Annotated in this window: 16 protein-coding genes; all 16 read right to left on the minus strand. The window is 47.2% G+C overall.

The window, feature by feature from the left end; translation table 11 throughout:
• Positions 1 to 310 precede the first annotated feature (310 nt).
• The 16 genes from lysA to spoIIM all read right to left on the minus strand — a co-directional run bounded on the left by lysA (position 311) and on the right by spoIIM (position 13967).
• Positions 311 to 1630, minus strand: a complete 1320-nt coding sequence (gene lysA, locus ACW9JV_RS10190) for a diaminopimelate decarboxylase (RefSeq protein WP_457333898.1) — start codon at positions 1628 to 1630, stop codon at positions 311 to 313.
• Positions 1631 to 1720: 90 nt separating this feature from the next.
• Positions 1721 to 3262 (minus strand): spore germination protein, encoded by a 1542-nt coding sequence (locus tag ACW9JV_RS10195; RefSeq protein ID WP_457333900.1) that lies wholly within the window; start codon positions 3260 to 3262, stop codon positions 1721 to 1723.
• A 19-nt stretch (positions 3263 to 3281) separates the two neighbouring features.
• Complete coding sequence (locus tag ACW9JV_RS10200) at positions 3282 to 3710, minus strand: stage V sporulation protein AB (protein WP_457333902.1); 429 nt, start codon at positions 3708 to 3710, stop codon at positions 3282 to 3284.
• On the minus strand, positions 3692 to 4312 hold the full coding sequence (locus ACW9JV_RS10205; RefSeq protein ID WP_457333904.1) for a stage V sporulation protein AA: 621 nt from the start codon (positions 4310 to 4312) through the stop codon (positions 3692 to 3694). The genes ACW9JV_RS10200 and ACW9JV_RS10205 overlap by 19 nt, the downstream gene beginning before the upstream one ends.
• 65 nt (positions 4313 to 4377) lie before the next feature.
• The gene (gene sigF / locus ACW9JV_RS10210; protein ID WP_457333906.1) at positions 4378 to 5127 is read right to left on the minus strand and encodes an RNA polymerase sporulation sigma factor SigF; all 750 of its coding nucleotides are present in this window, start codon (positions 5125 to 5127) and stop codon (positions 4378 to 4380) included.
• A gap of 11 nt (positions 5128 to 5138) precedes the next feature.
• Positions 5139 to 5579, minus strand: coding sequence for an anti-sigma F factor (gene spoIIAB, locus ACW9JV_RS10215; RefSeq protein ID WP_457333908.1), 441 nt, complete (start codon positions 5577 to 5579; stop codon positions 5139 to 5141).
• Positions 5580 to 5581: 2 nt separating this feature from the next.
• On the minus strand, positions 5582 to 5932 hold the full coding sequence (gene spoIIAA / locus ACW9JV_RS10220) for an anti-sigma F factor antagonist (RefSeq protein WP_457333911.1): 351 nt from the start codon (positions 5930 to 5932) through the stop codon (positions 5582 to 5584).
• Positions 5933 to 6046: 114 nt separating this feature from the next.
• Positions 6047 to 7216 (minus strand): D-alanyl-D-alanine carboxypeptidase family protein, encoded by a 1170-nt coding sequence (locus ACW9JV_RS10225; RefSeq protein WP_457333913.1) that lies wholly within the window; start codon positions 7214 to 7216, stop codon positions 6047 to 6049.
• 100 nt (positions 7217 to 7316) lie between these two features.
• Entirely contained in the window at positions 7317 to 8615 is a 1299-nt protein-coding gene (locus ACW9JV_RS10230; RefSeq protein ID WP_457334702.1) for a pyrimidine-nucleoside phosphorylase, read from the minus strand.
• A 24-nt stretch (positions 8616 to 8639) separates the two neighbouring features.
• A complete protein-coding gene (locus tag ACW9JV_RS10235) occupies positions 8640 to 9470 on the minus strand; it encodes a purine-nucleoside phosphorylase (RefSeq protein ID WP_457333915.1) in 831 nt (276 codons plus the stop codon).
• A gap of 1 nt (position 9471) precedes the next feature.
• Positions 9472 to 10305: a purine-nucleoside phosphorylase gene (locus tag ACW9JV_RS10240; RefSeq protein WP_457333917.1), complete on the minus strand. Its 834-nt coding sequence runs from the start codon at positions 10303 to 10305 to the stop codon at positions 9472 to 9474.
• A 5-nt stretch (positions 10306 to 10310) separates the two neighbouring features.
• Positions 10311 to 11504, minus strand: coding sequence for a phosphopentomutase (deoB, locus tag ACW9JV_RS10245; protein ID WP_457333919.1), 1194 nt, complete (start codon positions 11502 to 11504; stop codon positions 10311 to 10313).
• A 24-nt stretch (positions 11505 to 11528) separates the two neighbouring features.
• The gene (xerD, locus tag ACW9JV_RS10250) at positions 11529 to 12416 is read right to left on the minus strand and encodes a site-specific tyrosine recombinase XerD (protein WP_457333921.1); all 888 of its coding nucleotides are present in this window, start codon (positions 12414 to 12416) and stop codon (positions 11529 to 11531) included.
• Positions 12358 to 12627, minus strand: a complete 270-nt coding sequence (locus ACW9JV_RS10255) for a DUF4227 family protein (protein WP_457333923.1) — start codon at positions 12625 to 12627, stop codon at positions 12358 to 12360. Before ACW9JV_RS10255 ends, xerD begins: the two co-directional genes overlap by 59 nt.
• 101 nt (positions 12628 to 12728) lie before the next feature.
• Positions 12729 to 13214 (minus strand): ferric iron uptake transcriptional regulator, encoded by a 486-nt coding sequence (gene fur, locus ACW9JV_RS10260; protein ID WP_457333924.1) that lies wholly within the window; start codon positions 13212 to 13214, stop codon positions 12729 to 12731.
• A gap of 114 nt (positions 13215 to 13328) precedes the next feature.
• Complete coding sequence (spoIIM, locus tag ACW9JV_RS10265; protein WP_457333926.1) at positions 13329 to 13967, minus strand: stage II sporulation protein M; 639 nt, start codon at positions 13965 to 13967, stop codon at positions 13329 to 13331.
• Positions 13968 to 13983 lie beyond the last annotated feature (16 nt).

The raw sequence follows: 13983 nt of genomic DNA on the forward strand, positions 1-13983 counted from the left end.
ACAACGATGTAACCAAACCGTTTTTTACTATATACTGATTTTATCCCTCGTGAAACATAACCGTCAACTATTTCGTTCGGACTTCCTCTCTTTATCTGCACACTCGAAACATAAAAGTGTCTTGTCTTTCTGCAGTTCTCCATTCAAAAATCCATCCAGACACTGTATCTCTTTGCTGCATCTGCTGCATTTTCCGACAGGTTCCATCATTGGAACACTCCCCCTTTTTCAGCATCCATACACCTGTCACTAAAAACCTCCACCCGTTGGCACACGACATACAGGTGTCCCGTCGGGAGGAGGTTCATCATTAAACGTTCTGTTTTAAACGGAGCGGGAGGTCATTTTTCAGAAGGTCTTCCAGTGATTCTTTCCGGACGACGAGATCTGCCTCTCCATCTTCTACAAAAACTACAGGAGGCCGTGTAAACCGGTTATAGTTGCTGGCCATGGAATAACCATAAGCACCCGTACAGAAAACAGCTAGAATGTCACCCGACTGCACTTCCGGAAGAGGAAGATTCCACATCAGCATGTCCCCGCTTTCGCAGCATTTCCCGGCAATGGCAGTACGCTCTGTCGGCTCTTCCAAAGCACGATTGGCAAGCATTCCTTCGTATTCGGCACTGTAAAGCGCAGGCCGGATGTTATCCGTCATTCCCCCGTCAACAGATACGTAATCCCGAACACCCGGTATATGTTTCCTGGATCCGATCGTATACAACGTAGTCCCGGCGTCCCCGCTGATGGACCGGCCGGGTTCTATCCAGATTTCCGGCACAGGCATGCCCGCATCGGCTGCTTCTTTTTTAACCGCCAGAATCAGATCTTTTACATATTCTTCGGGAGCAAGCGGTTCATCGCCTTCCACATAGCGGATCCCAAATCCTCCGCCGGCGTTAAAAACAGCGGGAATGAAATGATACTCATCCCTCCAGCGTCGGAATTCCCGGAATAACTTCTCCACCGTCAGGACAAAACCTTCCGTATCAAATATCTGGGATCCGATGTGGCAGTGAACCCCGCGAAGTTCTAGATACGGATCCTCCTGCAGTATTTCGACAGCCTGGTCCGCCTGGCCGCTCTGGAGATCAAAGCCGAATTTTGAGTCTTCCTGGCCCGTGGAAATGTATTCGTGGGTGTGGGCTTCCACTCCCGGTGTTGTCCGAAGCAGCACCTGCACCGGCTGATTATTCTTCCGGGCCTGTTTTTGAATCATGGACAGCTCATGAAAATTATCGACAACGATACATCCGACTCCGAGTTCCAGTGCGAATGCTATTTCTTCATCACTTTTGTTATTCCCGTGAAGATGTACCCGATGCATTGGAAAATCAGCCTTTGCAGCTGTCATCATTTCGCCTGCGGAAACAACGTCGAGGCTCAAACCGAGTTCAGCTGCCAGCTGCACCATCGCTATGCAGCTGAACGCCTTGCTTGCGTATGCCACCTGATACGGAACAGCGGCTTCTTCAAAAGCTTTCTGAAAACCTTGCGCGCGCTCTCTCATCAGGGCGACATCATATACATACACAGGCGTGCCGTATTCCCCGGCAAGATGAACCGTGTCCACCCCGCCGATTTCCAGCCGCCCGTGATTATTTATCCGGCTGGTTCCGTGAAGATACATGATTGTTCTCCCCTTACACTCGTCAATGAATGATTACATTTTAGCATCAAATAATGAGGAGAAAAAGGAAAACTCTTTGATTTTCCATCATCATTCCGAATTCTGCCGGGTGATGTCCTGTGGATTAACGATACTCGGACGCCGGCGCAGACTTGGAACGGTCGTCCGAACAAACACCTGCCACAGCGCCTTGCCGTCAAATGGAAGAAACGGCCATAAATAGGGTTTATTGAATGATCGGATTGAGGCAAGGAACAAGAACAGCACCGTTGTTGTCACTACAAAACCAGTTGTTTGAAACGAAACAACAGCTATCAACAGAATAAAACGGAATATTTTCAATGCAATGCCCAATTCATAACTTGGCGTCGCAAACGTTCCAATGGCGCTTAAAGCCACATATAATATAACTTCTGAGGTAAACAACCCCACTTCAATCGCTATTTCCCCAATTAACAGCGCCGCCACCAATCCAAGAGCGGTAGTAAGCGGGGAGGGGGTATGAATCGCCGCCATTCTCATTAATTCTATCCCGACTTCTGCAATGGCGATCTGCATAAACTCCGATACATTCGAGTCTTCACTCGGACCAATATAGTTCAGCGCATCCGGCAGAAGCCCGGGTTCGAGTACAACCAGCAGCCATAACGGAAGAATGAACAGGGATGCAAACATCCCGAAAAAACGAATCCACCTCAGATAGGTCCCGATAAACGGAGCCTGCCGGTACTCTTCGGCATGCTGCACATGATGAAAAAAGGTAGTCGGTGTAATGATGACGCTGGGAGAGGCATCCACAATAATAACAACGTGGCCTTCAAACAAATGGACGGCTGCGACATCCGGCCGCTCCGTATAACGAACCAGTGGAAGCGGGTTGGCTCCCTGATCGACAATATACTCCTCGACCACTTTGTCCGCCATCGTCAATCCGTCAATATTTATCGATTCAAGCTCTTTTTTTATAACCTGAACCATATCCGGATCCGCAATATCTTCAATATAGGAGATGCAGATGTCTGTATGGGAACGGATACCGACACGCATAATTTCATGACGGAGTCTTTCATCTCTGACACGTCTTCTCGTGAGACCGGTATTTTCAATTATATTTTCTGTATAGCCATCTCTTGCTCCACGTACAACTTTTTCATTATCCGGCTCTTTGGGACTTCTGCCGGGATAGTTGCGGACATCAACGACCAATGCCCGGTCTTCCCCGTCAACAAGTATGAACACGAGGCCGGACAGCATTTCCGTGATGCAGTCTTCGAGATTGTCTTTGTAGTCGACCTGTACTTCCGTCAGATGATTTTCCACCGCTTCACGGACATAAGGTGTGTCCCGGTCTCTTGCTTCCAGTTTCATTAATTCTTTTAAAAGCTCGGTTAACGCCTCCATATCGACGAGGCCGTTAATAAAGTAAATCTGAACTTCCCTTCCCAATATGTGGAGCCTGCGGATACCGGCATCAAAACTGACCCCGATACCCACTCTCTCTTTCAGGATTTCTTCATTTTCCTCGATCCGTGAAGAAAGGCTGGTATTGCCGGCTTCCTCTGGAGGAACCCCCCGTTTTTCGAGTTCTACGGCGTTTGATTTATTCCGGAATATCCATTTTCTTCTGCGCATATAAGAAACCCCTTATTTATTATAATGAAAGAGATACATAAATGAGCCAATGAAATAAAGAACCGGCCGTTTTTCCAAGCACAATCGCCATCACCAGACTCATTACATTGTTTTCCATCCCCACTCTTTTGGCAAGAATCGGAAACACATTTAATACTTCCGTAAGGGCTGCAGCGAGCATACCGACAAAAATTCCAGAAGCAAGACCGACCGGTGCGGTAAACACAGCCGGAAAAGAAAACGTTACAGGATGAAGTACGGCAATTGTCCCAAATACACCGCCGCCGGTCACCGCCATTTCATAGGTTCGGAAAGCTTTTTCAGTACCTGTAATCTGTACCAGTCTCGGAATAATGCCGAGCACCGAAATAAAGGCCACAAAGCCGCTTCCGACAGCTAATCCCCCGCTGAATCCCACAAAAATGGTAATCAGGACTTCGACGGCCATTTTGAACTCCGGTCTGATTTTGTTTCGGCTACAAACTCTTCCATTTCCTGTCGATAGTTGAACATTTCAATTTCAAGCGGACTCGGCTCCTCATTCAGCCGTTTTTTAAACACATGATTAAAAAACAAAATCATTCCAAGACCAAGACCGAATGAGTAGGGAATCTGCAGAAACAGAGGCTGCTGCAGCTGTTCGCCTGTAATCAGTCTGTATAACTTCTGATGGACAGCAAGCATGCTGACGTCTTCATGGAAATTCATAATGGCAAGGGCTGCGCCGGTAAATAAAAGAAACCATACGAGCAGCATCGCAGCAATAGATTTCTGCCTGCTTTGTGTCCGGACATCTATTACAGCCTGCGGCCGGCCGAGAAAACTCACCGTCAACCCGGGATAAAAGGAATGAATCCTCTGCAGCACCGTCAACGCATCCACCACAACGTGACTCTTATCCTTTGCCGTTACCCGGTAGACTTCCATATTAAGTACATCCGAAACAATCTCCCTGTCTCCTTCAACTCGTGCAATATCCTTCATACAGAGACACTCCCCCTGTTCAACAGAGCCGTTCGAAAAAAACTGCACGTAGATATGCTGCTTCATCACCATTCTCTCCTTTTGCTTAGTATGACAGCCCCTTCATCAAGCTATACAAAAAAAGCCAGTCATCATTCCGACAACTGGCTTTTCAATTTATCCAATATTCGTTTTTCAAGCCTTGAAACCTGGACCTGTGATATACCGAGACGTTCTGCCACTTCCGACTGGGTTCTGTCTTTATAATAACGAAGGTATACAATGACCTGTTCCCTTTCCTCCAGCTGTTCTACAACATCCTTGACTGCAATCTGATCAAACCACCTGCTGTCTGCCTGATCAGCAATCTGATCAATCAGTGTAATTGGATCGCCGTCGTTTTCATAAATGGTTTCATGCAGGGAAGACAGCGTGCGGGCAGCCTCGGTGGCAAATACAATTTCTTCGGAAGGAACATCGAGTTTTTCCGAAATTTCCTTCAGGCCCGGTGCTCTTCCCATTTCTTTCGTGAGTTCTTCTTTGGCTCTCCGGACACGATTATTTAATTCTTTCAGGGACCGGCTCACCTTCACTGTACCGTCATCCCTTATGAACCGCTGAATTTCTCCGATGATCATCGGTACAGCATAAGTGGAAAATTTCACTTCATATGAGAGATCGAATTTATCGATGGACTTTATTAACCCAATCACTCCTATTTGAAATAGATCTTCAGGATCATATCCACGGTTGATAAAACGCTGCACCACGGACCAGACGAGCCTTGTGTTTTTATGGACAATTTCATCTCTGGCGTTCTGGTCCCCGTTGTGACTGTTTTGGATCAATTCCCTGATCTTATGATCCTGAAGAGGCTGCTGTTTTTCCATGTTAATGTTCATGCAGACTCCCCTTAATTACAGAGTGTCCGGCTGCCGGCCAGCCTTTTTTTCAGATATACCGTCGTACCGGTTCCGGATTCTGAGATGATTTCTACTTCATCCATGAAATTTTCCATAATGGTAAATCCCATACCGGACCGTTCCATTTCCGGCTTTGTCGTGAACAAAGGTTCTTTCGCCTGCTCAATATTGTCGATACCTGCTCCTTCATCTTTGATGGTGATTTCCAGCGTATCGGTTTCGATTTTCACCATGACACTGATTGTTCCGGCCGGGTTTTCGTCATAACCGTGCAGAATAGAATTGGTCACTGCTTCCGAAACGACTGTTTTTAACTCTGTTAATTCATTCATATCCGGATCCAGCTGTGCCGCGAACGCCCCTACACTAACACGTGCAAATGCCTCATTTTCACTAAGCGCGGAAAACTCCAGTTTCATCTCATTTTTCATCCTCAGGCTACCCCCAATATGCGTAATGCGTCCGTCTCCCTGTGTTCCAACCGCAGAATTTTAAACAGCCCTGATAATTCAAAAAGCCTTTTTACCGGTGCTGAAATGGCACATACCACCATTTCCCCGCCCTGCTTTCGAATCTGCTTATATCTGCCGAGGATCACTCCGATCCCTGAACTGTCCATAAACGTGAGCTCTTCCAGATTCAGCACAATGTGGATTGGGCGGTGGATTTCCATATGTTCTTCCACCTGTCCGCGGAGTTCTCTCGATGAATGATGATCCAGTTCACCTTTCAACCGTATGCACATTACATCATCGACCTGTTCCAGATTAACGGTAAGACTCATATCTCTTCCCCCCAGTCTCGAAAAATAAAATGGTTCGCTGGTCCATTCTTGAACGGGATCTGTATTTCCTTCCCGCATGACAAAACTAGTGTTATTTCGTTAAAAAAAACGCCGTCAGGACATGCCGCCCATCATCCGCTCCATAGAACGGCTGAACAATGTCGTCCAGCCGGCCGGCTCTATATTTTCTTTTAAAACCAGCTCGTTTTCGGACAACAGGGTATCTTCCTCATAATACTGAACGGTACCTACTGATTCTCCCATCTCAGCCGGTGCCGTTACTGCATCTTTTTTTGCTACCTTTTCAGTAATACCGTCTACGTCCTGTCCCTTCCTGAGTACAACACCCGCATCTTCAGCCAGTACGGCTTCCGCTCTGGAATGCTTTCCTTTTTCCACCGGGATAGCAGCAATGGTATCTCCTTTTCCGGCAAGTTTGTAATAATCATACTGCTGAAATGCATCATCAAGCAGCGATGCGGTCAGCTGATTCCTTTTTTTCGGAGTTTCCGCACCCATCAGTACGGTAATAACTCTCATTCCATCTTTTTCAGCTGTGGCAGTCAGATTGTACTTAGCTTCCTTTGTATAGCCTGTTTTCAGGCCGTCCACTCCGTCATAGTGGCGAACGAGACGATTGGTATTCACAAGCCAGAATTCATCTTTTTCCCCTTTTCGCAAATAATCTTCATATAATCCCGTGTACTCAAGGATTTTTTCATATCGGAGCAGTTCACGGCTGATAGCTGCAAGATCCTGCGCCGATGTATAATGTTCGTCCGCAGGGAGCCCTGTCGTATTCTGAAAACGGGTATGTTTCAGTTCTAGCTCTTCTGCTTTGTCATTCATTGATTGAATAAAAGCATCCTCCGATCCGGAAATATGTTCAGCCATTGCCACCGAGGCATCGTTTGCGGAAGCGACAGCGATTCCTTTAAGCATGTGATCAACTGTCATGGTTTCTCCTTCTTCAAGAAATATCTGTGAGCCTCCCATGGAAGCGGCCTTTTCGCTCGTTCGGACCATTTCATCCAGTTGAATCTGTTCTTTCTCGAGCGCTTCCATGATTAAAAGCATCGTCATAATTTTTGTCATACTGGCTGGCGGCAGCTTTTCTGTCTCATTTTCCTGATAAAGCACCTGCCCGGTTCCGGCTTCCATGACATAAGCGGAGACCGCGTCATCGGATGTGTTTCCAGTTGCCGTTTCCGCTTTACTTCCTCCCCAGAAAAAGATGGCGGCAGTACCTGCCAGTATCAGCTTTATCCCTCTGTTCTTTCCCAATAACAGACACCTCCCAATATAGTCTCCGTTCTATTTTTTCCAATATTTTCAGTGCATATACAAAAAAATCTTCAGGATGTATATCCTGAAGATTTACCAGCTATATGGAATTATAAATCAAACCGGGTTTTTCCACCTGTTCTGAGGAAAAACGGTAAGCCTGTTGAATTATATCAGAAACAGTTTTGTCATCGCCTTGATTAACGTGCATAACTGCCAGTGTATCTCCCTCTCTGACATAGTCCCCTATCTTTGCTTTCAGTTCTATACCCGCCGCGTGATCAATGACATCATCTTTCGCAGCGCGTCCTGCTCCGAGCATCATCGCAGCATTGCCGATCCGGGCGGCCTGCATACTGCTGACATACCCGGAATCAGGAGCCGGTACGTTAATCTGGTTCCGTGCATAAGACAGCTGCTCCGGTTCATCTACCGGAGATGGATCCCCTCCCTGGCTCTTAACAAACTGTTTCATTTTTTCAAGCGCTGATTTATCCTCCAGTACTTTCTCCACCAGCGTCCGTCCTTCTTCTTCGCTGGAAGCTCTGCCGCCGAGCACCGCCATATGCGAAGCCAATGTCACACTCAACTCATGCAGATCGTAAGGACCGTTGCCATGAAGGGTATCGATGGCTTCTTTTACTTCGAGAGCATTACCGACGAAATGTCCCAGCGGCTGGTCCATATTCGAAATAACAGCCATCGTCTTTCGATCGAGTGAATGACCGATATCGACCATCGCCCGCGCCAGTTTTTCAGCATCCTCCACTTGTTCCATGAATGCTCCGGACCCGGCCTTGACGTCCAGAACAATCGCATCGGCGCCGGCAGCTATTTTTTTGCTCATCACCGAACTTGCAATGAGCGGGATGGAATTTACTGTCGCCGTTACATCACGGAGGGCATACAGTTTTTTATCCGCGGGAGTAAGATTGCCGCTTTGGCCGGCGACAGCGATTTTATTTTGGTTGACAAGGCGGATGAACTCCTCCTGATCCATTTCAGTCCGGAATCCTTTGAAAGATTCCAGCTTATCAATGGTGCCGCCGGTATGGCCGAGTCCGCGTCCGGACATTTTGGCAACCGGAATATCAAGGGCGGCAACAATCGGGCCCAGAATTAATGTCGTTTTATCACCTACGCCCCCTGTTGAATGTTTGTCGACCTTGATTCCCTCAATCGCCGACAAATCAAGCTGTTCACCGGAAGCTGCCATCGAAAACGTCAACGCTCCCGCTTCTTCCTGAGTCATTCCCTGAAAAAAGACAGCCATCAAAAATGAGGAAGCCTGATAGTCTGGGACCTCCCCCTTGCTGTACTCGTTGACAAACCAGCGGATTTCTTCATCAGCCAGTTCGTAACCATCTCTTTTTTTCGTAATAAGATCCACCATTCTCATTCGTTCCACCATTCCTTTCCCTGATTATGCGGACAGGTTGGATGCCAGTACTTCCTTCACTAGAGAGATGAACCTTGGTTTTGTTTTGGAAGCAGTCTCTATTACTTCTTCATGGGATACCCCTTCGATTTCCTCTCCCACAGCCATGTCTGTAATACAGGATATCCCAAGCACTTTCATCCCGGCGTGATTTGCAGTTATTACTTCCGGAACGGTTGACATGCCGACCACATCGCCTCCCAGGCGGCGGAGCATAATGAGTTCGGCCGCTGTCATAAAGGACGGACCGGCAATCCCGGTGTATACTCCTTTCTGAAGAGAAAAACCAAGACGTTCCGCGGTGCTTACCGCTGTCCGCTTCAGTCCGCTGTCGTAGGCCCGGCTCATGTCGGGAAATCTGGGACCGAGATTTTCGTCATTCGGACCCAGCAGCGGATTCGTCCCGGTCTGGTTAATATGATCTTCGATAACCATAAGATCCCCCGGTTGAAAGGACGGATTCATGGCGCCGCAGGCATTGGTCACAATCAGTGTATCAGCGCCGAGTGCTTTCATGACACGGACCGGAAACGTTACTTCCTGCATGGAATATCCTTCGTAATAATGAAACCGTCCCTGCATAGCGATAACTCGCTGTCCCTGCAGCATGCCTGTCACAAGACGGCCGGCATGGCCTTCCACTGTGGAAACCGGAAAATGGGGAATGTCTTCATAGTCGACTTTCACCGCATCTTCGATTTCCTCCGCAAGGTCACCGAGCCCGGAGCCGAGTATCAATCCCACCTCCGGCTTGATATTGATTTTCTCCTGAAGGTAAACGGAAGCTTCTTCTGTCTTCTCGGCAAGATGCTCCATGTTATACGTCTCCTTTCGCAATCCGTCCGATAATTTCTTTCATCAGCTGCAAAAAGTCTTCCCGGACCTGTTCTGTCGTTTCGATCACTTCATCATGGCTGAGCGGCTGATCCAATATTCCTGCCGCCATATTGGACAGACATGATATACCAAGAACGCTCATACCGGTATGATTCGCGCTGATCACCTCAGGAACCGTGGACATCCCTACCGCGTCTGCTCCAAGTGTCCGGATCATTCTTACTTCTGCCGGCGTTTCATATGCCGGTCCTGTGTTGGCGGCGTACACTCCTTCCTGCAGTGTAATGTCCAAGGAGGAAGCTGCCGATTTCGCGGTACGCATCAATTCCCTGGAATATGCCGAAGACAGGTCCGGAAAACGGGGGCCGATCGTTTCATCGTTCCTGCCGATGAGCGGATTATCACCGAGCAGATTCAGGTGGTCGTTAATCAACATTAAATTCCCCGGCGAAAATGTTTCATTTACGCTTCCCGCCGCATTAGTTACAAGCAGCGTCTCTACGCCTGTCATCCGCATGACGCGTACCGGAAACGTCACATCCTGAAGGTCGTAGCCTTCATAGTAATGAAAACGACCCTGCATGGCAATAACTTCTTCACCACAGAGTGTTCCTGCCACCAGCCGGCCGGCGTGGCCTTCCACCGTCGACACCGGAAATCCCGGAATATCTTCGTACGGTATCGTCACCGCATTTTCTATTTCGTCGGCCAGAACGCCGAGGCCCGAACCGAGAATAAGGCCCGTCTTCGGAGTTATCTTTATTTTCTCCTGAACATAACGGGATGCTTCTTTGAGAATTTGTTTTGTTGTCATCGCGCTCACCCTTTATCATGTAGTTGATCTAAAAAACTGGTTCCATGTTCCGGCATGGTCAGCCCAAAGTTGGCTGCAATCGAAGCACCGATATCTGCAAATGTTTTCCGCCGCCCAAGATCAGAGCCTTTTTCAAATCGTTTCGACCAGGCAAGAAGCGGTACGATCTCTCTGGTATGATCCGTACCATGGTGAACAGGGTCATTACCATGATCCGCGGTAATCAGGAGAAGATCATCCTCATGGAGTTCTTCCAGCAGTTCCGGAAGACGGTTATCAAACTCTTCCAGCACATTCCCGTATCCATCAGGATCCCGGCGGTGCCCGAATTTCGCATCAAAATCGACGAGATTTAAAAAGGATATCCCATGAAAACCCTCTTTTGCCGACTGCGTTACTTTATCCATTCCATCTTCATTCGATTCTGTCCTTATCGTTTTTGTAATTCCCTCTCCATCATAGATGTCGCTGATCTTGCCGATCGCTATACTGTCAAAACCGGCATCTTTCAATTCATTCATCACCGTACGCCCGAATGGTTTCAACGCATAATCGTGACGGTTGGATGTCCTTTCAAATGAACCCGGTTGGCCGACAAACGGCCTTGCTATTACTCTACCTATCATATAAGGCGCCTCGTATGTAAGTTCTCTTGCCTTTTTGCAAATCCGGTGAAGTTCCTCCACGGGCACGATTTCTTCATGTGCCGCAATCTGCAGGACAGAATCCGCGGAGGTGTATACGATCAGAGCACCGGTGTCCATATGTTCGCGCCCCAGCTCTTTAATGATTTCTGTTCCGGAAGCTACCTTGTTTCCAATAATATCTCTCCCGGATGCCTCTTCCAGCTTTCTCGTTAAATCATCGGGAAAGCCATCCGGAAAGGTGCGGAACGGTTCTGTTATATGAAGGCCCATCATTTCCCAATGGCCGGTCATCGTGTCTTTGCTGTTGGATGCTTCCTCCATCACCCCGTAATAGGCTTCCGGGTTTTCCACCGGTTCAATACCTTCTGTTTCCTTGATCTTCCCAAAGCCGAGTCTTTCCATTACCGGCATGTTCAATCCATCCCTATGCCGGGCAATATGACCGACTGTATCTGCCCCGGCATCATTATAATCTTCTGCATCAGGGGCTTCCCCGATGCCGACAGAATCCATGACAATTAAAAAAATCCGTTGAAACGTTTTCGGTGTCATATGACCTCTCCCTTCTTTTTCTTATTATGCTCTTGGGTGATAATGCAGATATACATCTTTCAGTTTATGGCTCGACACATGGGTATAAATCTGTGTAGCGGAAATATCCGCGTGTCCGAGCATTTCCTGTACAGCCCTCAAATCTGCACCATTTTCAAGCAGATGCGTGGCAAACGAATGACGAAGAGTGTGCGGCGTCAGTGATTTCTGTATCCCCGCTTCCGCCGCCGCAGTCTTCAATATTTTCCAGAATCCCTGTCTTGAGAGCTGACTGCCATGATGATTGACGAAAAGCACCTCGTGTCTTTTCTTTTTCATCAAGGTCGGACGCGCCTTTTGTACGTATTCTTCGACAGCGTCGGCAGCGGCTTTTCCGAGTGGAATAATTCGTTCTTTATTTCCTTTTCCAAGGCAGTGGACAAAACCCATCTGAAGGTGAATATCCCCGGTTTTGAGGCTGCACAGCTCACTGACTCGGAGACCTGTCGCATACATTAATTCCAGCATTGCTTTGTTTCGTTTCGCAAAAGAGGTCGTTCCTGCAGCAGCAGTTAATAACGATTCTATTTCCTTTGCGGATAATACATCCGGAAGCTTCTTTTCATTTTTAGGAATTTCTATAAGCTCGGAAGGGTCTTTTACGGTTCGCTGATCCCGGAGCAGAAACTGGTGAAAAGCGCGGATCGAAGATATCGTTCTTGCAATCGTTGATGATGAACGCCCGTTTTCCTTCAGTTGGTAAAGAAAGGAAACAATCCAGGAGCGTTCAATACTCTGTACCTCCGTAATATTATTATCCTGTAGAAACTCTATATAGCGTCCGATATCTCGTTCATAGGAGCGGAGCGTATTATCAGCCAGACCCTTCTCCACCTGACAGTAATGAATAAAATCGAGTAGTTCCGTTTTCAACTGCGGTCCCGTCCTTTTTCTGGAGAGCATCCGATGAAGACATTTCACCGGCCTGCACCTGCCTGGCATCCGTTTCTGTTTTGCGGAGCCGGTCATCTCCTTCATACGTATCACTTAACCATAGAATACCATAGTAAAAAGCCAGAAGGCACGCGCTGAACACAATAAATATTTTAAATGTCTCCACTATATTTGCCAACGTTTTCCTCATTTGTCATCTTCCTTTCTTTTAATCTTATAAAACATCCTCCCTGAAAAAAGAAAGATTATACATAAAAAAATAAAAACCTTTTCCGATCGAAAAGGTTTTTATTATGCCTTGTTCATTTCTTTACTTTTATGTTCCGATCCGCTGTTCTCTTCTTCCCGACAGCGGTGGCAGACACCGTGAAATGTAAGGCGGTGATCCTTGATTTTAAAATCCCAGTTGGCTTCTACAACTTTTTCCACGTCCCCGAGAAGGTCTTCCTGAATTTCATCGACCGTGCCGCATTCAATACAAACAAGGTGATGGTGAAAATGATCTGCCCCTTCTTTTCGCAGGTCGTATCTTGACACCCCGTCACCGAAATTGATTTTATCGACAACTTCAAGCTCATTGAGAAGCTCCAGGGTACGGTATACCGTAGCAAGGCCGATTTCCGGTGCTTTCTCTTTCACCAGCAGATAGACATCTTCGGCACTTAGGTGGTCCTTTTCATTCTCAAGCAGCACCCGGACCGTGGCTTCCCGCTGCGGGGTAAGTTTATAACTTTGGGAATGTAGCTGTTTTTTGATACGATCAATGCGCTGTTCCATAATGAACCTCCCCCTGACATCAACTATAATAAATTATAGTGACTATTGAGAAAGGTGTCAAATGATAATGATAACAAAAATTATTTTATAATTATTATTAAATGATATTAATTATCACGATATCCAATGCAGCATACTCTTGATCAATACCGGCGACAAATATCCTTCCACGACTGCTGCACCGCATATGCCGATGAGCAGAAAGGCAGCTGCAGCACTTGATTTTGCTATAACCCGGGGCACATGCACCGATCGATTTGCCTGAAACAGGTGTTTAATGATACTAAGTGAAATACTGATAGAGACGACTGCCATGATGATGTAAGAAGGTATGATTATTATATTCTGCGGCAGGATGGATGTGAATGCCAAAAAAAAGCCGCCGCTGCCCATCTGCTGTACAAGAAACCCGATTGTAAATCCGGAAACCACTCCTTTTAAAAAAAGCAGAATGAGAATAAACGGTACTCCGGCGACCGACAGGCCAAGCACCCACATGAGAATCAGATAGCCGGCATGACGTGTTAGGCTCTGCATGAATATATGGTGCGGGGAAATGTCCGTTCCTTCCCGAAACCGGGAAAAAAACTGACTTACGAAGCCATTCAGGTCATTTTTAAGATCAAGGGCGAGACTGTTCACAAGAACCGCCCCGAAAATGACCCCCATAAACAACAGTACGATAGAAAACCAGTATAATGAGCGGTATTCAAGCCAATGTCTACGCGCAAATTCATTTATTGATTCTATCATGAAAAAAGAGCCTCCC

Source organism: Salibacterium sp. K-3, from assembly GCF_054052005.1.

What these genes read in the sequence shown, in the direction of transcription:
- lysA (WP_457333898.1), bottom strand. Translation starts at nt 1,630, where the DNA reads ATGTATCTTCACGGAACCAGCCGGATAAATAATCACGGGCGGCTGGAA.
- ACW9JV_RS10195 (WP_457333900.1), bottom strand. Translation starts at nt 3,262, where the DNA reads ATGCGCAGAAGAAAATGGATATTCCGGAATAAATCAAACGCCGTAGAA.
- ACW9JV_RS10200 (WP_457333902.1), bottom strand. Translation starts at nt 3,710, where the DNA reads ATGGCCGTCGAAGTCCTGATTACCATTTTTGTGGGATTCAGCGGGGGA.
- ACW9JV_RS10205 (WP_457333904.1), bottom strand. Translation starts at nt 4,312, where the DNA reads ATGAAGCAGCATATCTACGTGCAGTTTTTTTCGAACGGCTCTGTTGAA.
- sigF (WP_457333906.1), bottom strand. Translation starts at nt 5,127, where the DNA reads ATGAACATTAACATGGAAAAACAGCAGCCTCTTCAGGATCATAAGATC.
- spoIIAB (WP_457333908.1), bottom strand. Translation starts at nt 5,579, where the DNA reads ATGAAAAATGAGATGAAACTGGAGTTTTCCGCGCTTAGTGAAAATGAG.
- spoIIAA (WP_457333911.1), bottom strand. Translation starts at nt 5,932, where the DNA reads ATGAGTCTTACCGTTAATCTGGAACAGGTCGATGATGTAATGTGCATA.
- ACW9JV_RS10230 (WP_457334702.1), bottom strand. Translation starts at nt 8,615, where the DNA reads ATGAGAATGGTGGATCTTATTACGAAAAAAAGAGATGGTTACGAACTG.
- ACW9JV_RS10235 (WP_457333915.1), bottom strand. Translation starts at nt 9,470, where the DNA reads ATGGAGCATCTTGCCGAGAAGACAGAAGAAGCTTCCGTTTACCTTCAG.
- ACW9JV_RS10240 (WP_457333917.1), bottom strand. Translation starts at nt 10,305, where the DNA reads ATGACAACAAAACAAATTCTCAAAGAAGCATCCCGTTATGTTCAGGAG.
- deoB (WP_457333919.1), bottom strand. Translation starts at nt 11,504, where the DNA reads ATGACACCGAAAACGTTTCAACGGATTTTTTTAATTGTCATGGATTCT.
- ACW9JV_RS10255 (WP_457333923.1), bottom strand. Translation starts at nt 12,627, where the DNA reads ATGAGGAAAACGTTGGCAAATATAGTGGAGACATTTAAAATATTTATT.
- fur (WP_457333924.1), bottom strand. Translation starts at nt 13,214, where the DNA reads ATGGAACAGCGCATTGATCGTATCAAAAAACAGCTACATTCCCAAAGT.
- spoIIM (WP_457333926.1), bottom strand. Translation starts at nt 13,967, where the DNA reads ATGATAGAATCAATAAATGAATTTGCGCGTAGACATTGGCTTGAATAC.